General features: G+C 34.9%; 20 protein-coding genes and 1 tRNA gene. 3 read left to right on the top strand and 18 right to left on the bottom strand.

The window, feature by feature from the left end; all coding sequences use genetic code 11:
- Window positions 1–243: 243 nt before the first annotated feature.
- The 9 genes from ACWZFG_RS10315 to ACWZFG_RS10355 form a co-directional block, all read right to left on the bottom strand.
- A complete protein-coding gene (locus ACWZFG_RS10315; RefSeq protein ID WP_455577600.1) occupies window positions 244–519 on the bottom strand; it encodes a pro-sigmaK processing inhibitor BofA family protein in 276 nt (91 codons plus the stop codon).
- A 36-nt stretch (window positions 520–555) separates the two neighbouring features.
- The gene (locus tag ACWZFG_RS10320) at window positions 556–912 is read right to left on the bottom strand and encodes a YaaL family protein (protein ID WP_455577601.1); all 357 of its coding nucleotides are present in this window, start codon (window positions 910–912) and stop codon (window positions 556–558) included.
- 44 nt (window positions 913–956) lie between these two features.
- Window positions 957–1553, bottom strand: a complete 597-nt coding sequence (gene recR, locus ACWZFG_RS10325) for a recombination mediator RecR (protein WP_147669701.1) — start codon at window positions 1551–1553, stop codon at window positions 957–959.
- 2 nt (window positions 1554–1555) lie between these two features.
- Window positions 1556–1885 (bottom strand): YbaB/EbfC family nucleoid-associated protein, encoded by a 330-nt coding sequence (locus ACWZFG_RS10330; RefSeq protein WP_147669700.1) that lies wholly within the window; start codon window positions 1883–1885, stop codon window positions 1556–1558.
- A 268-nt stretch (window positions 1886–2153) separates the two neighbouring features.
- A complete protein-coding gene (dnaX, locus tag ACWZFG_RS10335) occupies window positions 2154–3914 on the bottom strand; it encodes a DNA polymerase III subunit gamma/tau (protein WP_455577602.1) in 1761 nt (586 codons plus the stop codon).
- 285 nt (window positions 3915–4199) lie between these two features.
- Window positions 4200–4289, bottom strand: a tRNA-Ser gene (locus ACWZFG_RS10340).
- A 295-nt stretch (window positions 4290–4584) separates the two neighbouring features.
- Window positions 4585–5451, bottom strand: coding sequence for a hypothetical protein (locus ACWZFG_RS10345; RefSeq protein WP_177505471.1), 867 nt, complete (start codon window positions 5449–5451; stop codon window positions 4585–4587).
- Window positions 5444–5824 (bottom strand): response regulator, encoded by a 381-nt coding sequence (locus ACWZFG_RS10350; RefSeq protein WP_177505472.1) that lies wholly within the window; start codon window positions 5822–5824, stop codon window positions 5444–5446. Before ACWZFG_RS10350 ends, ACWZFG_RS10345 begins: the two co-directional genes overlap by 8 nt.
- Window positions 5825–6015: 191 nt before the next feature.
- Window positions 6016–6921 carry a hypothetical protein gene (locus tag ACWZFG_RS10355; RefSeq protein WP_177505473.1) on the bottom strand — a complete coding sequence of 302 codons (906 nt, stop codon included), beginning with the start codon at window positions 6919–6921 and terminating at the stop codon, window positions 6016–6018.
- Window positions 6922–7783: 862 nt separating this feature from the next.
- Here ACWZFG_RS10355 and sucC point away from each other — a divergent pair.
- Together sucC and sucD are read left to right on the top strand one after the other, a co-directional pair.
- Entirely contained in the window at window positions 7784–8944 is a 1161-nt protein-coding gene (gene sucC / locus ACWZFG_RS10360) for an ADP-forming succinate--CoA ligase subunit beta (RefSeq protein ID WP_177505474.1), read from the top strand.
- Between the two features lie 17 nt (window positions 8945–8961).
- The gene (gene sucD, locus ACWZFG_RS10365; RefSeq protein ID WP_147669694.1) at window positions 8962–9861 is read left to right on the top strand and encodes a succinate--CoA ligase subunit alpha; all 900 of its coding nucleotides are present in this window, start codon (window positions 8962–8964) and stop codon (window positions 9859–9861) included.
- Window positions 9862–10183: 322 nt separating this feature from the next.
- On the opposite strand, the gene ACWZFG_RS10370 is transcribed toward sucD, so the two are convergent.
- The 7 genes from ACWZFG_RS10370 to ACWZFG_RS10400 all read right to left on the bottom strand — a co-directional run bounded on the left by ACWZFG_RS10370 (window position 10184) and on the right by ACWZFG_RS10400 (window position 20420).
- Window positions 10184–11509, bottom strand: coding sequence for a glycosyltransferase family 2 protein (locus ACWZFG_RS10370; RefSeq protein WP_455577603.1), 1326 nt, complete (start codon window positions 11507–11509; stop codon window positions 10184–10186).
- Window positions 11510–11517: 8 nt separating this feature from the next.
- Entirely contained in the window at window positions 11518–12993 is a 1476-nt protein-coding gene (locus ACWZFG_RS10375) for a TackOD1 domain-containing metal-binding protein (protein ID WP_455577604.1), read from the bottom strand.
- Window positions 12994–13016: 23 nt separating this feature from the next.
- Complete coding sequence (locus tag ACWZFG_RS10380) at window positions 13017–14096, bottom strand: HlyD family secretion protein (protein WP_455577605.1); 1080 nt, start codon at window positions 14094–14096, stop codon at window positions 13017–13019.
- A complete protein-coding gene (locus ACWZFG_RS10385; RefSeq protein ID WP_455577606.1) occupies window positions 14066–16273 on the bottom strand; it encodes a TolC family protein in 2208 nt (735 codons plus the stop codon). Before ACWZFG_RS10385 ends, ACWZFG_RS10380 begins: the two co-directional genes overlap by 31 nt.
- A 680-nt stretch (window positions 16274–16953) precedes the next feature.
- Window positions 16954–18210, bottom strand: coding sequence for a dicarboxylate/amino acid:cation symporter (locus ACWZFG_RS10390; protein WP_177505479.1), 1257 nt, complete (start codon window positions 18208–18210; stop codon window positions 16954–16956).
- A 330-nt stretch (window positions 18211–18540) separates the two neighbouring features.
- Window positions 18541–20031 carry a phosphatidylinositol-specific phospholipase C domain-containing protein gene (locus tag ACWZFG_RS10395; RefSeq protein WP_455577607.1) on the bottom strand — a complete coding sequence of 497 codons (1491 nt, stop codon included), beginning with the start codon at window positions 20029–20031 and terminating at the stop codon, window positions 18541–18543.
- Window positions 20032–20036: 5 nt separating this feature from the next.
- Window positions 20037–20420, bottom strand: coding sequence for a hypothetical protein (locus ACWZFG_RS10400; protein WP_177505481.1), 384 nt, complete (start codon window positions 20418–20420; stop codon window positions 20037–20039).
- Between the two features lie 616 nt (window positions 20421–21036).
- On the opposite strand from ACWZFG_RS10400, the gene ACWZFG_RS10405 reads away from it, so the two are divergent.
- Window positions 21037–21462 (top strand): response regulator transcription factor, encoded by a 426-nt coding sequence (locus tag ACWZFG_RS10405; RefSeq protein WP_177505482.1) that lies wholly within the window; start codon window positions 21037–21039, stop codon window positions 21460–21462.
- Window positions 21463–21716: 254 nt separating this feature from the next.
- Here the strand turns inward: ACWZFG_RS10405 and ACWZFG_RS10410 are convergent, their stop codons facing one another.
- Both ACWZFG_RS10410 and ACWZFG_RS10415 read right to left on the bottom strand, forming a co-directional pair.
- Window positions 21717–22871 (bottom strand): FprA family A-type flavoprotein, encoded by a 1155-nt coding sequence (locus ACWZFG_RS10410; protein ID WP_455577608.1) that lies wholly within the window; start codon window positions 22869–22871, stop codon window positions 21717–21719.
- A gap of 363 nt (window positions 22872–23234) precedes the next feature.
- On the bottom strand, window positions 23235–23984 hold the full coding sequence (locus tag ACWZFG_RS10415; RefSeq protein WP_455577609.1) for a DUF3226 domain-containing protein: 750 nt from the start codon (window positions 23982–23984) through the stop codon (window positions 23235–23237).

Below are 23984 nucleotides of genomic sequence, written 5' to 3' on the forward strand. Positions count from 1 at the left end.
AGTAATACATTACTTAATATCTACATTGTTTAGTTTTCAAGGAACACTTGGTTGCTGGCGAACCAGCTCATTTATATTAACACAATCAAGGATTGTTGTCAACATATTTTTTTGAAATTCTTTTTGGTGAATTTCTTTTTATTTAGTGCCGTAAGCGTTTCCCGCTGACGACTTTTATTATGATATCAGAGGAAAAGTGCCTTGTCAACATATTTTTTGAAAAATATCGACAAAGCACCATTTTTAAAAAAATAATTTAAACGCAATCAATAAAATAACTCCCGGAATTCCCAAAAAACCTGCAACTAATGCGGTAACTACATTAATCCCAATTTCAAATCCAACGTAGCTTCCCACAAAATTAACTATCCATAACATAATTCCGCCAATCAAGCCATTATAAATAAACTTCCAAATGAATTTTACCGGCATTACAAACACTTTGCCAATAAAATAAATCAATCCTATTCCAATTATGTAAGCAAATAATACTCCCGGTTGAAGTGCTAAAGTCTCCATTTAAACCCCCTCCTTTACTAGAGGCTGTCCATTTATTTAGATATCATTAAAATTTTCCCCCGTCCATGCATCACCTTGTAAATTTTGAAGGCGTGCATTTTTTAATAAATATCTATATCGTGCCTCATTTGCTTTTATCGAATAAATAACATAATCCATTAAATCACAATCTGTAACTTCACTCAATAGTTTTTGTGATAATTGCCAATCTTTTTTTGCTTGTTTAATTAGATTTAAAAATTCAGTCCGTCCTTTTATTTTTATCTCATCTTCATTTGGAATATGCTTATCATACGAAAAGAACCGCATTACACCGCCTCCTAATATACTATATTTATCTGTATGAAAAATTATGATAATAATTCTATTTTTACCATAATATTCATAGTCCATACGTAAATAAAAAGGTATTACCTTATGGCAATACCTTTTTATCTCTATATTTCTCGACGGTTTTCTAAAGCTTTTGATAACGTAACCTCATCCGCATATTCCAAGTCTCCACCAATTGGTAATCCATGAGCAATTCTCGTCACCTTTACTCCAATAGGTTTAAGTAGTTTTGCAATATACATCGCAGTAGCTTCACCCTCAACATTCGGATTCGTCGCCACAATAATTTCTTTTACCTCTCCAGAATAAAGTCGTGCAACAAGTTCTCTAATTTTTATTTCATCAGGCCCTATTCCTTCAAGAGGAGATAAAACACCATGCAAAACATGATAAAGCCCCTTAAAATCACGCATACGTTCCATTGCCGCTACATCACGCGGTTGTTCAACCACACAAATTACAGATTTATCTCTCTGCTTAGACTCACAAACATAACACGGATCACTATCGGTCAGATTAAAACAAATGCTACAATAACTTATCTTTTCTTTTGCATCAACAATAGCTTTTGCTAAGGCTTTTGCTTTCGCATCCTCCATATCTAATATATGATAAGCTAGTCTCGATGCCGTTTTTGCACCAATTCCCGGTAAAGAACGAAAATGCTCGATCAATTTTGTCAAAGGTGCTATATACTGCATGATTAAAACATTCCTGGTGGTAACCCGCCAGTAAGTTTGCCCATTTCTTTTGCCATCATATCATCCACTTTTTTCAAAGCTTCATTTATAGCTGCTGATACCAAATCTTCAAGCATTTCTACATCTTCCGGATCAACAGCAGATGGATCAATTTTTAATGAAGAAATTTGTTTTTCTCCTGTCATTACAACTTTTACAGCTCCACCGCCAGCTGATACATCAACTGTTTTTTGTTTCAGTTCTTCTTGCATTTTAGTCATTTCAGCTTGCAATTTTTGAACTTTTTTCATCATGCCAGCCATATTGCCCATGTTACCCATGCCACCAAACATTCTATGTCCTCCTTTGAATTCGCTTTCGCTAATCTCATAGTTAAGACTACCAAAATAGTAGCCACTCGTCAAATGAAATTTATCCATTGTCTAATAGAGTCATCCATTAAAATAAGGGATTCAGACAAAATCAAAGATTTTGATTTTCTACTTATCATACCCCACCTCTTCAGGGGAAAATAAAGCCACTGTAATCTATGACTCAGGGGAGTTAAAACTCTCTCTAAATCAGCCTTCTTTATCTAATGTTCTTCTTCAAATAAACGAATTATGATTCGCGTGGCGGTATCTTTATCGCTTCAGTATCAAAGACTTTAATCGCCGTATCTAGTACATAACGCTGCTCGGGCGTCAATGCTTCATTATTCTCCACCGCTTTTTCCACTCGACTCATTGTGTGCGGTGGTTTGTCGGGGGGGATTGAACTACTTATCAGCACCGATCGAACATTCATCACCATACCACAAACTTCACTAAAAACGTCACTTAGAATCGCTCGATAATCTTCTTTGTCCGTCCGTTCTTTAGGAAATTTAGCTTCAAAAGCAATCGTTGCCTGCCCTGAATCCAGACTTTGTAAATATCCTTGCGCCACACAGGCATGAACAGCAGCTTTTTTTCTCGACATCAATCCTTTTAAAACCTTTTCCCAAACTTCCTTATGACTTGTATTATCTAAAGGAATTGGGCTTGCTACTTGTTTTGCTTGGTTTTGTACCGATTCATTTTTTACCGCCTGCACACTTTCTATTCTTTCTTCTTGTATTTTAGGAACGCGACTTTTTACCGTCTGCTCTATTTCTTGATACACTTTTCCCGAAGATAAATTTGCTCTATCATTACTTTTATTTGGCAACGTTATATTACTTTGCAATCTTTGAATGGTTTTTTCAAGTTTTTCAATCCGTTTGATTAGGTCAAGACTAGTACCTTCTAACTTCACATCATCTATATGGCAAATTGATAAAAATGCTGTTTCCGCCGTAATACGAGGTTGCGGAGACCATTTTATTTCATGAATAGCCGCATGTAAACACTTGATAATTTTAACGATTTCTTCATAAGAAAAAATTTTGCTATGTTCTTCTAAAATACTTTTTTCTGCAGTATACAAATTAAACCCATCTATATCTTGTACAGATTGATATAACATTACACTCCGCATATGCAAAGTAACTTCACTTAAAATCTGTGTAACTTCTTTCCCCATTGCTAACAAGTCTGCCAAAATAGTAAGAATCGTATAACCTTCCCTTTTTGCCATGGCATTGACCAGTTTAAAAATCCAATCATTGCCGACCAAACCTAGCATCCGTCTAACTTTTTTCTCGTCCACAGGCTCGTTATCTAGCGCACTACATTGATCTAAAATACTAAGCGCATCACGAAGCCCACCATCTGCATGAGTGGCAATCAATTTTAGCGCCTCATCCGTAGTTGTTATTCCCATTTGCTCAGTAACAACTTTAAGCCGATCTACAATCTCTCCGACGCTAATCCTGCGAAAATCATATCGTTGACAGCGAGAATGTATCGTTGCCGGGACTTTATGGGCTTCTGTCGTCGCCAAAATAAAAACTACATGCGCAGGAGGCTCTTCTAATGTTTTCAATAAAGCATTAAACGCTTCCGTTGTCAGCATATGCACTTCATCAATAATATACACCTTATAACGACCATCAACTGGTGTAAATTTAACAGTTTCTCTTAAATCGCGAATTTCATCAATTCCTCGATTAGATGCTGCATCAATTTCATAAACATCCATAGAAGAACCATTATTAATTTTTGTACAATTTGTACATGAATTGCAAGGAGATGGCGTTGGACCAGATTCACAGTTTAATGCCTTGGCCAAAATTTTCGCCGTACTCGTTTTGCCAGTACCCCTAGGGCCAGAAAATAAATAGGCATGCGCAATCTTATTTGAAAGAATGGCATTCGATAAAGTCTTACTGATATGATCTTGCCCTACTAAATTTTCAAAATCATTAGGACGCCACTTTCTATATAAAGCTATATATGACACTTCTCAGCCACCTTTCGCAAAACTTTAATATTATTATTCTATCCCGCAACTCAAATCCCCTGTAAGTTTTGTATATAACAAAAAAACAACCAGAGTCTGGTTGTTTATATTATCCATATTATGTTTTTAACGTCGGGCCACAGTTCTCAGGCACCCTTACGGCACATAAAGATTGTCACTTACCGCTGCTTCCTTCCGGACCTGACGGGATTCATGAGTCTCCATTGCGTAAGACCCAAGAACTGTAGTCCGACCTCAAAAACATAACTCCATATTAAAAATGAATGGCGGAGAGAGAGGGATTCGAACCCTCGGTACAGTTGCCCGTACACACGCTTTCCAGGCGTGCTCCTTCAACCACTCGGACATCTCTCCAATGCTTAAATCAAACTACACAATATAAAATTCCATCGCATCATTTCTCGCCTGCGACTCATATAGATTATCACGAATATAATTTATTGTCAACACTTTTTTTAATATAGAAATGATTATCTAATTCAAGAGTTAGCAGCACAAAAACCTTTTTAAAATAAAATCAAATGAGCGCCGCAAACTCCTGAATACACATACTTATATGAACGATAATTTATTTTTTATTGAAACAAGTCCCTTTTATAAAACAATCTATTTGTATTTTATCATATTACATCATTATATATGTAAGAAATTATTGTAAATCATCCGCTGATAAAATCAGTTGAATCCTCCCAAAATTAGTATCAATATTTACAACAGCCTGCTTAGTCCCAATCGGGACAATTCCTCTACCTGTTTTTTGAGGCTCTAAATCAACATCAATCCCACGATTAGATAAATTAACAATATATAGCCCATTAGTCACGTTTAAGAATTCTGCCACACTATCAACAGCCAATTCATCAACACAGTTAATTTCTTCCCCACTATAACGACGAGCAATTTCTATTAATGTATCTTCCGATAATAAAAGCCCCGTTGCAAATGCAGATTCTCCAGTCATCTGCTGAGAAATTAAATACTTGTTTTTCACATCGACTGGTTCTCCCTGCAAAATCAAACTTGTTGTATTGATAAATCTCAATAAGGAACGAACAAACAAGTCTACATATTCTCCATAAATTTCACGGACTTCTTCAAGTTCAGAAAAGTCTATTTTCTTTATCTCAATTTTATCAAGCGCTTTAATTACTGCAAACGCATTATTTTTATTATACCTTTCTAAAGCAGCTTCCAATTGACTTAATGTCATAAACCCTCTATCAATAATTGCCTGTCCAAAATTTAAATTTCCGTCAGCTTGGACAGCTAACAATTCTTCCAATTGCTTTTCCGTAATAAATCCTTCTTCTATTGCAATCTCACCAAATCGTTTATCCGCTCGCACTTGCAGTTGATGAACCGTTTCTACTTGCTCAGCATTCATTACCCCTTTATTTATCGCTATAACACCGAGTTTAACTCGATGTTCTTGTTCATTCTCTAAAATTTCACGCACCTGTTGTGGACTAAGCAAACCGGTATTTAATAAGTACTGTGCTAAATATTGACTAAGCATTAGCAGACCCTCCTCTAATATCCAATAGCGCTTTTTGAATTTGTTCATCATTATATGGTTTTTGAATAAAATCTCTGGCCCCTAATTTAAGTGCTTCTACCAACTTGGATGAAGTTCCCGCTGATGATAACATAATTACATGTGCATTAGAATTAATTTCGCGAATCGCTTGAAGTGCTTCTAATCCTCCAACCTGCGGCATGACAATATCTAAAAAAACACCATCTGGCTGATGTTTCAAAAACATCATTACGGCTTCTTTACCATTTGCAGCTTCAATAACCTCACAATTTTGACTTTCAAGTTCTCTTGTTAATTTTTTACGTAAGAGCATAGAGTCATCACAAATAAGTATTTTCAAATTTCTATCCAATATGGTCAGCCCCCTCAGATTCATAATATCTATTAACTATAATTACTTTTTCATTATATCATTTACTTTACTACTAGAAAATACAAAAACAAGTATATATTGTTTATTTTCAATTTATTTTTAGAATCATTGTGCATATAAACAAAAGTGCCCATTCATCATCTGATAAATGGGCACTTTTATATTTTAAATTAGTATTTAATTTCTTTCATATCATAAATATATACTTCAGAAATTTCACGATCATATCCAGGATAGAATCCTTTCACCATTCCAAGAACAATTTGGGATCCACGGTTAAAGTGAACTAACATTTGTTTTGTTTTTGGATTTACAGTAAGGCCTTCAATTTCACCTTCAAAGATTACATCATCAAAAGTTTTTTCCATTACAACTGTTGCACGAGTATCACCAGGCTTAATGTCTACACGATATAAATGATCGGATTCTTTCATATCAGCTGTTCCATCATCAGCAGTTAAATAGTAGGAACCTTTATAGTAGAACATACCTTGTACCCATTGTGGAACCGCTTGAAGATGAACTTTACGTAAATATTCCCCAGTATCTAAGCTATATTCATATAAATATCTGCCACTTTCTTCACCAACCCAAGAACACATCCACACCGTTCTTTCATCTGGGTTTACAGTAATACCCGAACATTCTTCTTGTCCACTAGATGGTTCGAATTTAAAAGTACGTTTTAATTTCAAAGTATTTGCATCATGTACTGCGATTTGAATATCTTTACCAACGCCATCCATGAAGTTTTCAGCACTTACATAAATTTCATTGTTAAATACATCAATATCACCGATATGATTTGCTGGAATTGCGTAGCCTTCAAATGGTTTCTCATTTTTTGCAATCAAGTTCCAATTTTTGTCGTACTTAGCTAATGTTTTACTTCCACTTACATAATAGTAGTCGCCATCAGTTGCAATGCCTTGACGTCCGAACACTTCTACAGTATCTACTAACTTGTACTCGTATTTTGGTAATTGATCCTTAAAATTTGCCGCTGGTTGTGCAAAAGCCGTTGCAGACACCCCTAAGCATAATGCAAGAAGTAGAGCCTTATAACGTTTTTTCATAATTATAACCGCCTCCATAAAAATAAATGATAAGTCTAGGATTTACATTTATAAATTTTTATATGAATCCATCGCTTATATATATTCTTTGTTCATTCTAAAACTCCTGCTAATTCCTTTTAAAATTTTCTGTTTATTTATATTAATTAATCAATTCAAAAGAAAAATTATAACAAAAGCAAACCTTTCCGAATCAAAAAGAAGTTATTTCCTTTTTTTCGACATGTTTCATCTATTGATTACATTTAGGTGGCCTTATGTTTTATCCACTAATATCTCTTATATTTTTTTATATGAATTTTAAAATCCATTTTGAATATTCCCATGATAACTTGTAATAATAAAACAAGTATGTTATTTAAACTGTTTACATTTATGCAGGAAACATAAGGATCTACTTAGAATATTATTTATGAATAATATTTTTGAATGGATGTGTTTTATTTTGCTTGGCAAACAGTTTAGCTATTTCGTTATTGCATTTTCCATTTATCTAATCGGAAAAGCATTTTTTTATTTTTCTGTTCAACCAATTACCATGTCACTCTTTGACGTCTTTTTGGGATTATCTTTAATATTTAGTAATCTCCCACGAGTTCTCATCGTTTCTCCCCGACTGGCATATTATTTTACAAAATTAGATTTTATTTTTCTTACGTTAGCTATCATTATGTTTATCTTTTTATTTATTTGATGTATACAAAAGGATTTTTTTAATATCGCCTATTTTTGCTAGACAATCCTTTCCATAATAATATAAAATGATAAGATAAACTATATAAATTGTTTTACTGATTTAAATAGTCTGAATTTACGGCAAAATACTAGCCAAATTATATCTTTATAATATTAGGAGGTTTAAATGAACATTCACGAATATCAAGCGAAAGAAGTCCTCAGACAATATGGCGTTACTACCCCAAACGGCAAAGTAGCATTTTCTGTTGATGAAGCGGTAAAAGCTGCTCAAGATTTAGGCACGTCAGTATGTGTAGTTAAAGCACAGATACACGCTGGCGGACGCGGTAAAGCCGGTGGCGTTAAAGTTGCTAAAAACCTCGATGAAGTACGCAAGTACGCCGAAGAAATTCTTGGTAAAATTTTAGTAACACATCAAACTGGACCAACTGGAAAAGAGGTAAAACGCTTATTAATTGAAGAAGGCTGCGATATTAAAAAAGAATATTATGTAGGGCTTGTTCTTGACCGAAAAACTTCCCGTGTCGTATTGATGGCATCAGAAGAAGGCGGCACAGAGATTGAAGAAGTTGCAGCAAAAACACCAGAAAAAATCTTCAAGGAAATCATTGACCCTGCAATCGGACTTACTGGTTTTCAGGCAAGACGAATCGCCTTCGCAATTAATATACCAAAGGAATTAATCAATAAAGCTGTAAAATTCATGACTGGACTTTACGAAGCTTTTGTCAATAAAGATTGTTCTATTGCAGAAATCAATCCATTAGTTGTAACGGGTGATGGACAAGTTATGGCGCTAGATGCAAAAATGAATTTTGATTCCAGTGCGCTATATCGTCACGCTGATATCTTAGCTTACCGCGATTTATCTGAAGAAGATGAAAAAGAATTAGCTGCATCTAAATACGATTTAAACTACGTTACTTTAGATGGAAATATTGCTTGCATGGTAAATGGTGCCGGACTTGCAATGGCTACCATTGATATCATTAAACATTATGGCGGTGAGCCTGCAAACTTCCTAGATGTAGGAGGCTCCACAAACGCTGAAAAAGTATCGGAAGCTTTCAAAATTATTCTTTCCGACCAAAAAGTACGCGGTATTTTTGTTAATATTTTTGGTGGTATTGTACAATGTGATGCAATTGCCGAAGGTATTGTAGAAGCCGCTAAACAGGTAAAAATTACGGTTCCATTAGTCGTTCGCCTTGAAGGTACAAACGTTGTAAAAGGTAAACAAATATTAAAAGATTCAGGCATCAGCATAACTGTTGCCGACTCAATGGCCGATGGTGCAGAAAAAGTTGTTTCCTTAGTAGGATAATTGTTAGGAGGAGAATTGTGAGCGTTTTTATTAATGAAAATACAAAAGTTGTAGTGCAAGGTATTACTGGTTCAGCAGCTAAATTCCATACAAAACAAATGCTTGAGTACGGCACAAAAATCGTTGCTGGCGTTACTCCAGGCAAAGGTGGTAGTGAAGTTGAAGGCGTACCTGTTTTTAATACATTAAAAGAAGCTGTTTTGGCAACAGGTGCAAACGCCTCAGTTATTTACGTACCTGCGCCATTTGCCGCAGATGCAATCATGGAAGCAGTTGATGCTGAACTTGATTTAGTTATTTGTATCACGGAAAATATTCCTGTACTTGATATGATTAAAGTGAAGCGTTATATGGAAGGCAAAAAAACGCGCCTTATTGGACCAAACTGCCCTGGTGTAATCAGCCCTGGGGAATCAAAAATTGGTATTATGCCTGGTTATATTCACAAAAAAGGGCATATTGGCGTAGTATCTCGCTCTGGGACACTTACTTATGAAGCTGTACATCAATTAACTACGGCTGGACTAGGTCAAACAAGCGCAGTTGGGATTGGCGGTGACCCTGTAAACGGGACAAACTTTATTGATGTCCTAGATGCATTCAATAAAGATCCAGAAACTTATGCCGTAATTATGATTGGCGAAATCGGTGGAACAGCAGAAGAAGAAGCTGCTGAATGGGTAAAAGAAAATATGACAAAACCTGTTGTAGGTTTTATTAGTGGTCGCATGGCACCTCCAGGAAAACGTATGGGACATGCAGGGGCAATTATTTCTGGTGGTAAAGGAACTGCCGATGAAAAAATCCGCGTAATGAATGCATGTGGGATTGAGGTTGCCCAAACACCTGCCGTTATGGGCGAAACTTTGATTAAAGTAATCAAAGAAAAAGGGATTTACGAAAAATGTAAAGGTTAAACTATAAAAGTATACCGTTTTTATTCTCTATAAATAAAAATAAAGCTAGCGTATGAAGCAGAGCACTTCGCTTCATACGCTAGCTATTTTTATTACTTTCTTCATATTCTATAGACATTGAATAAAGTCTATCATGGGTAGAGGTTTTGAAAAATAATTTGACCAAATCATATAATATATACACAAAATTTAAGGTTATTTTGTCAAAAACCTAAAATAATACGGAGAATTATTTTTTTATCAAATATAATTTCTATTAATGGCATCTTCTTTACCGCATCTAGAAAAAAGCTGTACATCCTCTATCGAAAATGCACAACTTTTAAAATTTATTTTTTTTAATCACCCACCAGGGTGCCATGGAAGTATCCTGATGTCCTTTGCCAAACCATTGCCATAAATTTGCCACTAAAGCATTGATTCGTCCAATAAACATAAATGCAGGAATAAATAGCAAATATGGAATTCTTGCTAAATCTTCACCTATCCGCTCGGACAATAGCAAAACTGAAAAGAGATACATACACGAATGCATAATAAAATAAAAAAGATACATAAAGATCATTAGTGCAATTGCAAATGACCAAGGATATGCAATACAAAGCCATATGGTATAAAAAAATACAGTACAAGGAATCACCAGATTTGTAAACATTCTCACCAACAAACCGATAAAATTCGGCCACCCAATAAATTTGGGACTTAACGTATGTTTATGCTTGGCTAAAATAAACGAGTAGTCTCCATCCCAGCGAAGTCTTTGTTTCAAGTAATTCTTTAAAGTGACGGGAACATCGGTAAAACACATCGCTTCTGGATCGAATACAATACGAAATTTCTTTTTCTTATTGGCAAAATAATTTTTTATTCGCATCGTCATGTCCAAATCTTCAGCTGTCCCCGCATCCCAGCCCATGACTAAATCCAGCAGTTCCCGACGAAAAATACCAAACGCGCCAGATATATTATTAACCATATTAAAAGTACTCAAAGCACTCTTAGACGATTGAATGGCGATAAAATATTCAATCGCCTGAAATGATGTCCAAATGCTTTCATTTGCATTTCGTACTCTTAGACACCCACTCACGGCAACTACTTCAGGATTTTCAAAATGTCGCGTTGCCCGTTCTACCATGTTATTGTCCATAGATGAATCACCATCTACCTTAATAATAATTTCACCATCAGCAAATCGAAGCCCCGCATTACTGCTCGACACAACGCCACCGCGCTGCCATTTCGGAATCACGAGGAGTTTCCGATTCAAAAATTCATTTACATAGCCACTCATCGATTGAGCCACTCGCAAGGTTTCTTGATTTGCAGCCGCCCCGTCAACCAGAACGATCAACTGAATTTTCCCTGGATATATCTGTTCCGTTAATGAGCGAATCGTCTGTTTTATCGCTGCCCCTTCACTATAACAAGTAATAATACAAGAAACAGAAGGAAAGTAATCACGTCTTACGCCTTCGTGCATTCGCTCCCATTTATAACGGACAATTCCTACGAGAATAAATAAAGTCCACGGAATCTCAAAAAATATCACCAACGGCATTAAAGTGAGAAGAATACTAGAAAATTCATGATTAGAGATAGGATGCAAAAGAATTTCCGACAAAATTTCTATCACGCTATAAATCATTTGCTTTCCTACTCTCGCCTTGCAGCTTCATATTGATTAATAAATAGCATTGTAGCATTTTCCTTTCCTACATATTCTTTTGGTATCTGAACACTGTGGCACTCAATTCTAGCAATGCTCTTTTCGTCAATCATAATCAACTTTTCTAGTTCCATTAGCCTAGCTGCTAATATATCGCCACCTTGCGCTGAGGTTCTAGGAAGCAATATCCAAAAGGTATCTTCACTACTATTGGTAGTCAGATCAGTAAATCGCACCATCGACCGAATTCTCTCCGCCAGCTCTTGCATTATATTGACGAGACACTCTCTGCCAACATTTTCCTCAATCGTTTTAAGCCCCTTTATATTTAAATAAATTAAAGAAAATTCTGCATCGAGATATCTTTGACGCATTTTTAAGAGCCAATCTGAAATGTGACAAAAGTACGGCATCAACATGTTCTGCTGTTCATCAAATAATTCAATTTTAAAATCAATCTGCCCCATTTTTACGGCACGCTCGCCTTTTTCACTCAAACGGTATTCGTAAATCTGACGAACAATTAGATTTTCTGGCAAACTCTTTTTTCGGCAATTTAAACATTCTGCATAAACTTCCGGTTCAATAAATCGTTCATTACAACTGTTGCACAAATAAGATTCTACGGGACGATCATAGTCTGTACCGATATGTCGTAAAATCGAATTGCATTTCGGACACGCTAAACGCATTCCCTCTTTAAACTCTTCTTGCGGCGCAATATGACTGCAAGTAAAGCAATGAATCATTTTTCGTTTTTCAAAATCAATGCTTCCACATAAAGTGCACCTATCAATATAATTCAAATATCCGCTTTGACAATGAGGACAAAGGCGAATACGCTCAATTAGCTTTCCTTTCTCAATTAATCCTTGTGAAGTTAGTGAAAGCATCTTTAATAACGAACTTCCACCATTGTTTTCTTTTTCTTTGCTTTGCAACTCCCAGCTAGCGTTTGACACTAAATCTATCGTTAGATTTGATTGAAGCAATAAAGAAATTTCCGGGTATTCATAGATTGCATCTGTATGTGGAAAAAGTTTTGGTAACGCTCGATAAGATTGACCCCGTGAATAAAAAAACGTTAACAATCTCAGATCTGTTTCCTCGCAATTTTTCCCTAAATTAATCCCCTTTAAATTTGTATAAATCCGACTCCCCTTTCTTAACATTTCCTCAGCGGACATCTCTGCCCCATCAACAAATAGGTTAAGATTATTTAGTGAATCCGCAAAAAAAACAGGGGTAATATACCCGTATTTTGCTTGTCGCAACTTCTTTAGTGCCAAAAGAAGTTCTTCATTTCCCTTTCTATCCACCAAGGCTCCATCAACACAAACAATAGTAGAAAAATCCAAGTCCTCAATGAGATCTTCTACTTTCGTATAAGAAGTAAATTCAAAACCATTCAATGAATTTTTAACCGGTCCACCAAATAGTAATTGTGCAAACTTCAAAATCATCCTATTCTCCTTCTTTAAATCATTTACCAAATAACTGTTACCGGGAGTCCATCAATAAACTCATCCGAATGCAACGGTTCATTTATCTTTAGAATTACCTGTATGCCTCGCATAGAAGTTGGATACAAACTTTCTGAAATCCCTTTCGGCACAAGCTCTGCTTGGATTGGCACTTTCTCTACCACAGCTTTAACTTTGCGTTTTGAACTTAAAATTTTCACCATAATTTCATTACCATATTGCACTTTTCCAAAATCATCCGGTTCTACGTACGTTACAATCCGTACTTTCTCAGAATTTAAAACCGTCACTAACGGTTCTCCTGCGGCAAAACTCTGCCCAGTCGAAACAAGAATCTGATCTACTGTTCCGCCTTTATTCGCTTTCAATTCTAAAGAAATTTCTGCTAAATTTCTCAAAGATGCTAAACTGTTCTCTACTTGAGCAAGGCGCAATTGCCCTTGATTTTCGATTATCTGAGTGCTAGATACCTCATTCATTCCTGCCAATGTAGCCTTTATCTCCCTTACTTTCGTTTCCGCTTCATTTAACTCAGCCTGTGTAGCAGCTCCACGCTCAAGCAATTGCGCTGTATGATCTCGCAATATCTGGTAATAGGAGAGATTTTCTTGTAATAATTGTACATTCTCACCGCCTGCTTTTCTTCTGCTGCTCCCCGATGAACTACCTGCATTCTGATTCGTTAATGTTTCCCGTTCAGCTTCTAGCAAAGCAATCTGCTTATAATTCTCCGGCAATCTTCGCTTTATTTTTATTAGGATATCCCCTGCATTTACTGCATCACCATGATTAAACTTTATCTCTTCTACAATTCCATCCTCTGGAGAATTTATTACTTGCCTATCTAAATAAATCATTCCCGGTGAAGTCGTAAAAATATTTGCCCAAAGAATTTGCCCGATTAAATATAAAAACGGTAAAAATATAAGAATCAAAATTCCCATCCATTTTATCTGCGGAAAATTTCTTTTCCCTGCACTATAAGGAACTTTTATGTGGTTTTCCATTGTACTATCTTTTGCTTTTGTTGTAGAAAAAGAAACCTTCAACTCTATTTCACATCCTCCTTGTAATCTTCCCATGCCTGAATGAAAATTTCATCAACCGCTAACCCGTTTTCTAAGGACTGCATTGCTTGAAAAAAATCTTGCTGCGTATGATATGCATAGCTCTCCTCAGAAGAAATACTATGCTCTACACTTTGTGCCAATGCGATGTTTAAGTTTGGCTGACTTTCAATAATTTCTTTCATTCTCTTCATCGTTTGATCTGTTTTACTAGAATATAACATAACAACAACTTTTTCTAACTCTATTTGCGGTAAGCGTTCTTTTGCAATTTCGCCTAATTCTCCTTCTAAATATCTAGGATGGATAGAAATTGACAACGGTTTTTTCGTAATTTTCTTTACATCATGCAAGTTATCAATCAATTGATTAAATAAATCAATTCGATTCTCCTTAGCCTCAGAAAGTGAATCCGGCTCTATATCTAAATGAACACCTACAAAATCAAAACGTTCTAACTGCTGAATCGCATGTATCAACTCACCTTTATTCTCATGCTTCGCCCAATTGGGATCCCCCAACAATAAAGAAACCTTCAAATGACTTTTCTTTGCTTCATCCAACAGGCTTTCCAACTCCGCTTGACCTTTTTCTGAAACAATATAACGAATTTGTTCCCCTGTAAAAGAAAGTAAAACATCTGAAAATCCTGCATTTATTAAGTCTTGCAAAGTCTGAGATCTCTGTTTTTCATTTAATAAAGCATCCGCATTCCATATATATACTCCCCATGGAATTTTTCTTTCCATTTGGTTTATCACTATATTTTTTTTCGTTGTTTGAGGATTTTCTGTATTTTTTTCTATTGATTGAGCAACATCCACTGATAACGGCATCATTTCTTTCGTATTTAAATCCTTATACCCAAATGGAAATAAGGTCTCCGTATTCTCCCATGATTCCGAAAATAACGAATTACGCAAAAACTCATTTTCTCCAATTGAAAAAGTTCGTTCTTTTTCCTGATTGCCACTAGGATATGTATATTCCAATACATCAATTGCCGCTTCTAACAATGAAGCTTCTTCATCAATCACTTCCATCGCTAAACGATAATACTGTGATTTAGCCTGCTGCAATCTTTCAAACGTATCTCCTGGCAAAAATTGATGTCTTAACAATCGTTCACGAATGTCTTCTGCCGCAACTAATAAATGCGCTTTTTTTGCTTCGATATTCGTTTGTAAATAGTTTACATTTTCTACAGATTCTTCGATTTTGCCCACCAGTTTTAAATAATTCAATCTAGCTTCTTCTTTCGCTTTCTCCAATTCATAACTAGCAACCTTCGCATCATAATTTTCCTTCGCCTTCAGGCCTTCAATCGCTCCACGCCAGGTAAGTGCCGCATACGCGCCATTTCCTGTATCACCAGGAAAATCCTTCGATGACTGAAAACCAACTGTTAAATCCACATCTTGATTATTTCCTCCACTTTTCTCTACCAACTCTTGATATTTCTCAATTAACTCCTTTTGATAGAGCACCTCCGGATATTTTTGAACCTCTATTGTTTTTACATCTAAGGCTGGTAACAAAGGTGATATTACTTTCCCCTCTACCGACCATTCTTGCCCTGTAACTAAATTTATCATTTGCAAAGCCCGTACATTCATCAGTCTTGAAAAAGCTATATCACGTCTGGCATCCGCATACACTGCTAACAATTCTAATTCATCCGCTGGCAATAATAAGCCACTTTTTTGTCGGTCTTGTAAAACAGACTGCACCGTTTTCTCTGTGGCTAAAAACTGTTCTGCCAATGCAGTTTTCTCCTGCGCAGCCCATAATATAACATATGCTTTACGCAAGTCCGTTAATTGAGATACCTTAGCATTTTCTTTTTGTAACTTTGTACCGACTACATCTATTTCTGCTTGAATTTCACGAATTCGCTCTTTATTCTTACTCCCTAGTAAAGGGAATACAAGTCCACCATTCAAGTTCAACTTTTGATAGGTATCTTTATTCGGACTCGTTTCAAATAAAGGTTCGTGAAAATAACCATAATTAGCACCTAAAAAATACTTTGTCCCATTTCTCGCCTCTTCTGCTCTCAATAAACTTTCATTTCGCAAATAATTCATTTCGGCACTTAAAACTTCTGGACTATTATTTATATATGATTCTAATTCTTCCAAATTAGGTAACGAAGCTGCTTTTACAGATATATTTAAGCTAAAAATAAACAAACTACAAAAAAAAATGAAACAACGACGCAAAGAATACACCTTCACTCCTTCAACCTCCATAATAATACAAATTCTTACTTATTGTAGCATCATCTCCTAAATAAAAACAGTTGTAATTTTTTCATTTTTTATGTTGCTAAATACAAGAACAATATTTTATATAATGATATTAACATGCGAATTCGCATGTTAATTCTATGCACAACACAGCTTCTCTATTATTAATTACACAATAAAATTCATAAAAATAAGGAGAGTATCTTTGAAGCTAAAAGAATGTAAAGATACTCTCCTTATTTTATTTCTTTGTTAAGCCAAATTGATAATTCTTAGAATTCAGATTGTTGTCCTACTATACAAATCCCACACCAACACTCATGGAAAACTATTGTTCCAACAGCCAGATACGGCTTTGTCTATCAAAGGCTATTAAAAGAAAATCTCATTGATCCGAGTAAAATGACATGGCAGACACTCTTTCCACCATGTAGTAATCCCTAGGCTTACGTTCTATTGCCACTTAAAAAACGAGGAAATAAATGTCGCATTAACTATTGAAACTAGAGTAAAGACATTTTCGTATATTTACGAAAGTTAATATTCGCCGATTTAGCCTAAAAAAATTGACAGAACTATTTGAGTTCTGTCAATTTTTATTGTTATATTCTTTTTAGATTATATTAATTATTAAAGTTTTTATTATATGACTCTTTCATTGATTCAGCTGTAGATTCTTTCTCCCAATGCGAGACTACTACTGTAGCTGTGCAATTGCCAAATATATTACAGAATGTTCTCGCCATATCCATGATACGGTCAACACCTAAAATAATAGCAATCCCTTCTGCCGGAAGTCCAAAGGATACGGCCGTACCAGCAATAACAATAATTGATGCCCCTGGGACACCTGCAATACCTTTTGTTGATAACATTAAAGTCAGAAGCATCAACAATTGTTGTGAAAAACTAAAGTCTATACCATACATTTGTGCAATAAATACTACTGCCAGCGAACTATACAAAGTAGATCCATCCAAATTAAATGAATATCCTGTTGGCATAACAAAAGTAACTACATGCTCTGGTATCCCCAGTTTTTCCAATCTATCCATAGCTAATGGCAACGCTGCCTCACTGCTAGCAGTAGAATAACCTAATAGCAATGGATCTTTTAACGCTTTAAATACTTGCACAAAATTAACTCCAGTTAATATCGAAGCGCTGAGCGCCAAAATAAATACAAATAGTACAATCGCAAAATATAAAGATAGCACTAATTTAAATAATGGTACCAGCATTGCCAGTCCAAAACTGCCCACCGTATAAGCTATCATTGCGAAAATGCCCACTGGTGCAAGCATCATTACATAATGCGTCACTTTAAACATTGCCTCCGCAATACTACGGCACATATTCACGATAATCTCTGCATCTTTGCCAATATGAGCAACCCCGACACCAAAGAAACACGTAAAGAATATTAACTGTAACATGTCGCCTCTTGCACAGGCATCAATGATATTAGTAGGTATAACATTTACTAAATATTGTACCATATCAATTGAATTCTTAGCTGCAGCTGCCGCCTGTGCACCAGCATCAGCAGGCACAGGAATATCTACCCCTACGCCCGGATGAAATACATTGACCACAAATAGTCCAACAAAAAGAGCTACAGTAGTAGCTAATTCAAACCAGATAAGTGCTTTGCCACCTAATCTTCCTAATTTCTTAAAATCCCCTGTGCCTGCGATTCCCATAACTAACGTACTAAAAATTAGCGGAACCACAATCATTTTTATCATTCGAATAAATGCATCACCTAACGGTTTCAATTTGGCTCCATATTCAGGAAATATGAAGCCAAATAGAGCACCTAATACTAATCCTAAAAAAATTTGTGTTGTCAGGGTAATCTTTTTGTCTTTCCCACTCATGAAATTCTCCCCCAAATCCCCTCTTATCACTATTACTATTTTTATACATGTAGATAATTATACATTTATTTTTTAAAAAATCTATAATAAATTTTGCAATTTTATGGAGAAATGCAGATGTATTTTGTATTTTTAATGATGGCAATAAAAAGCTGCAATTAAACGCATTCTCAAAAATAAAAAAGACTTTGCGAAACCACTCTCAAAGCCTTGAAGGAGAGATTTTCATAATGCTAGAAAATTAAGCAAGTCGATTAATTTTTTATTTACCTGCTTAAATTAAAATGCCTAAGATCATAATAAATTTTATACCCTAAACAATTTTAAGCTTTATTTATTTTCTGTTATATGATACTTGTTAATCATATAGCAAACCTGTGTCATAATCGATGTACACACCCAATCAATTATTACAATGTTTATTGGTTTATCAAACCATTCATTATTAACCCATGCAATAACTTTAGGAGATACTTCACTGCCTAGTTCCTCTAGAGTTTTTGGATATCTTCCTGTAATCGCATTTTGATAAGCTATATCTTCTTTTGCTGGAAAACTAGTGTCCGGAGTTATTATTCCCTGAAGCACCGAAAATTTATTTGTATCGTTTGATATATTATTAAACATTTTTGTTTTTAATTCGCTTACTTTACAAGTATTAGGATAAGGATTATCTAAAAATTCTGTTGCAGGCCAAATGAATTTATTACTCTCAAATATGTCTGAAAATGTTTTATTAAAATCCGTTCCTGACTCTGCTTTGCCAGAGATATTAACAGTATGTACTTGATCGATAAAAAGAATAATTTGTTTTCCGTTAGCCAATACATCTTTTACTGTTAAATCCAAAGTTTTATTTGTTGGACGCTGTAACATCTTATCCCCCAAAATGTCGTGCAATTGTTGAATAAAAAATTGGCAGTCTTCATGACTAAAATTATAAATATGCTGAATGTTTATAAAAACGATTTCTTTTGAATGCGCATCAATAAATGCTTTCACATCATTAAAAACGGTTTTCATTTCTACACTTGCAAAAGAATGGCATAAAAAAACTTTTTTACGAACAATATTGCTTACTGGCTGGGATGGATTCCCAATCATAGGAATCGGATCATCTGGACCTATATAAGTAAACCTTGCTCCAGTCACAGGAGCTGTAGCATAAATGCCATTAGAAAACCGCAAATCAAAATAACGTATTCCTGCATTAAGTTGATCTATAATTGAATTATTTTGTGCTTTAGCCCACCCTTGTGACGCACCGACAATACTGCCCAGAGGGATTATCCAATTTTCATAATCAAGCGTTAAGGCTGAATAATAGTTTATATTATATGTACCAGAATCATGCGAGCCAGGAATGAACAGTTCGCGTAATTTGACATTGGCTTTACTCTCTGCAATTTGCCCCATCCATTCCTTCGAATCAAAGCAATAGTCATTTAAACGTGTAATATAAGTTACCTCTTGATCGTGTCCTACAGGTGATCCCGGATCTAAATAATAGCTGGCAAACCAAGGTGGGCTTGAAGCTACCTCATAAGTACTGGCAGAAGCGCTAAATGGATGATCCCAATAAAAAGTAAGCTCTACGTAAATATTTTCAGTGTATATTAGCTGATAGGTTATAGAACCTTTCGGCCCAACTTTAGCGCCAGTTTTGTTGCCGACTTTAAAAGTAACCGTTTCCCCCCTACTAATTTTTTTGGGTGGATTTGCATTATATTTTCCATGTTCAATTTCATTCCTAACGAAAGTTAAATCAAAGCCAGTTTCATTTTGAATATGCAACGTCACATTTCGCCCCAAATTTAGCACCCTCCCTATTTAATTGAAATCAATTCTACTGTCCACGTTATACTTTGATTATGCCCAATCGGATGTTCTGGAGATAAGACCGCGGTGACTTTGCCTATAGGAGAAGAATAGCAATGATATGAGCTTGTTGATGCACTAAATGGATGATCCCAGTCAAAAATTATATTAAATGTTTCACTATTTTGCATTGTTTGATATATCACCTTTCCTTTTGGACCAACTTTAGCGCCAGTATGGTTTCCCACTTCAAATGATTCCATTTTGTCTTTTGATATTTCGCTTGGCGGCTTACATCCATTTTGATACTTACCATGAATGATATTATCACTTACAAATAAAAAGTTCCCCTGAGTTTTATTCCAAACCTGAATAGTAACGTTTCTTCCCAATATAAAGCCTCCTTGAGTTTTACTCCAAAATTCAATAATTATAAACCCAATCGTACCTCCCCTAAAAGATTATATATTTAGTTTATACAATTTATTCTTGAGTAAAAAGTTCCCTGTTGGAAGGTTATATTTATATAAAATCAGCTCATGAATACTGCTGTGTTTTTCACATAAAAAAGCAACGCCTATAAATCTCTATAGATAGGTGTTGCTTTAACTTTTATTATTCTTCTTCGCTTCAATCTCATCTAGCGAAGGTACAGAATATTTTATTTATCTCTTAACTCCCACAAAATATCATATAATCTTTTTATCAATAGCCATAATGAAATCAAAATAGATTCCAGCAAAAAAGAATATAATTTTATTAATAAACCCATTTATCGTTTTATATTTGTTCTTACACAGATTCGTTGTTTAAACTAAATAAAGTAAATTTATTTAATTCTATAACTGTGGATATAAAATTCGTATTTATTCCATTATAATTAACAAAAATTTCAATTAAATAACCAATAGAAGGAATTTGTATTATTTTATAGAATTGCTTTCTTAAATAGTACTTTTATATGATAAAATAACATATTTTCATCTAATTTGAGAAGGGGGTTTTTATATGAATGAGGTTAAACAAAAAATAGTTATTGTCGATGATGATGATATTGCCCTGAATATTCTGAAAAACTCTTTAAGCGACTTATATGATGTTTACTCTGTTTGTGATGGCCTTAAATCAATTGAAGTATTTGAAAAAGTGATGCCTGACTTAATTCTTTTGGATATTATGATGCCTGATATTGATGGGATATCTATCTACATCGCCCAAAACCAAAATCCAATATTAGATAAAATACCCGTTATCTTTGTATCAGCAATTGATGATATTGAATATAAAGTTCAACTTTTGGAATGGGGAATTAATGATTATATTACCAAACCATATAACATTGAAGAAGTACGTGCTAGAATTAAACGCACCTTGCATCAAACCCAAGAAAAAAGATTATTAGAGCAAAATTTAAAAATTTTGCAAAATAAATAATACTTTAACATTGTAAAAGTCCGCCTAATTCTATCCCACGTTTTTTATCGATATGCTCCTTTTGTGGCAGCCCATTTAAACTATAAAACGGGCTGCCACAAAAGGAGCTTTTTGCGTACAAAGAAAATATACAAGATGAAATTTCTCCCCAGCAAACTATTAATGCCTGCGACTAACGCAGGCATTTTTTTAATCATCATAGTTCTGCTAAATTTACATAGGGAAAACTTTTATTCATCCCTGAAAATGTTCTTCTAGCAAAGTTCCTTTGCCATAACCTCAAGTTGCTCTACATTTTTCGCCTTAACCGCCGAATTGATTCTTACGGTAGTATCAATCCATGTAATATTTTTACTAGAAGAAAGCATGTCCTTCATAATCTTTGCTGCCAAAGGTGCCCACGAACCATTCTCAATTAAACCAATCGTACGGTTCTGATAGTTGCGCTCAGTTAAATGATCAATAAATTGCTTTACAAAAGGGAAAATTCCTGCATTATAGGTGGTCGTCGCCAAAACTAGCTTCCCATATCGAAAAGCATCGGCTACCGCTCCCGCCATATCTGCTCTTGCAAGATCACATACAACTACATTTGGGCAACCTTTTTCCTTTAGCTTTTCAGCCAAAATCTCCACAGCCTTTTTCGTATGTCCATAAATTGAAGTATAAGCAATCATAACACCTTCCGATTCGACACGGAAGGAAGACCAAATATTATACAATGCTAGATAATGAGCTATGTTCTCTTGTAAAGCAGGGCCATGTAATGAACAGACAATATCAATATCCATTTCTTCTATATGCTTTAACAGTGCTTGCACTTGCGTACCATACTTAGCAATAATTCCGATATAATAGCGGCGTGCCTCATACTCCCACTCTTCATCTACATCTAATGCTCCAAATTTTCCAAAGGCATCTGCCGAGAATAGCACCTTATCTTTACTATCATAACAAACCATAACCTCAGGCCAATGCACCATAGGTGCAAAAACAAAACGCAGCTCATGACTCCCCAAGGAAAGCTTGTCATTGTTTTTCACAACCAATTTCCTATTTTCAATATCCATATCATCAAAAAAATTCTCCAACATGACAAAGGTTTTGGCATTCGCTACGATTACCGCCTTTGGATAAGCGTTTACGAAGTTATAGATACTTGCAGAATGGTCTGGTTCCATATGCTGAATGATTAAATAATCTGGCTCACGATTTTCTAATACAGCTTTCAAATTATCTAGCCATTCATTTGTAAAATGAACATCAACGGTATCTAAAACAGCGATTTTCTCGTCTAAAATGACATAAGAATTGTACGACATTCCATTTGGTACAGCATACTGTCCTTCAAACAAATCAATCCGATGATCATTTACACCAACATTAAAAATATCCTTAGTAATTTTCATTGTTATTCTGCCTCCTTAAAATTGTTTATCCTCATCTATTTTATAACAAGAGTAGTTTAGTATATAAAAGTACCTTATCAAATCCAATTCAATATGTAACCTCAATTTTACATATATCGCCACAGCAAAAAGTAATAATATGTATTTTTACTTAAATTATACTAAATAGAAATTAAATCCATAATTATTGTCTCACATATCATGACACTTTTCAAACAAATTATATTTGAGCTCAACAATATATTTGTTTCTTCCATACAGCAAAAAAGCTTTGCGGAAGTGCTCGCAAAGCCTATATTTTAAACAGTGGAGGATACGTGCACCTTAGAATTACGCCTAAACATACGTTTAGATTAAAAACTCTTAAAGTTGATTTATATGTAATGCTTTTAACTCTTTAAAGCTTTCTTGCATGTACTCATACTCTTCCCATTTTATGTTTTTTAATATATTATGTCTTTCTAAAAATTGTTCTACTGGAGTTCTAATCGAAAAATACACATCAAATTTTGCTTTTGTTTTATATCGGCGTTTTGATAAATATTTTCTAGCACAATCAAGAGTATCAACAAAAGCATTGCATTTCTCTACAATTATACCATCATACTTATCCTTCTTAGAGACTGCTTCTAAAAGAAAAGTTTCTAAAGCTCCCGTCGTTTCAAAAGGAATCAATAAAAATAGCATCTCAAAATGTACTACATCTTTAACACCATTTCTAACGCTGCAGGAAATCCATTGATTCTCCAAGATTTCATTTTGCAAAGTTATCTCATATTTCCCAAAAAGATTTTTAATACCACTGATAAATTGTTCTAAGCTATCAACTTCATCTCTGTCCGTAATAACTACAATTTTATCAATCATTTCTTTTTGGTTAGCTGACCGTGTAATTAGCCTAAGAAGCTTATTGATTTGCGGACATATGTTAGAACAACCACCCGTTTCCGCTATCAGTAAATAATCATCCTCCTGCGTAAAAGCCTTGCAAGATTTTCCAATATTTATTTTGAAATCGCTGCCTTCACGATTCTCCCAGCCATTCGCTACCTCCATAAAATATTGAAGAAGTGCTAAATCCGTTCCACCTTCACACAATATTACACTCTTCAT

Source organism: Anaerosinus sp. (assembly GCF_965318445.1).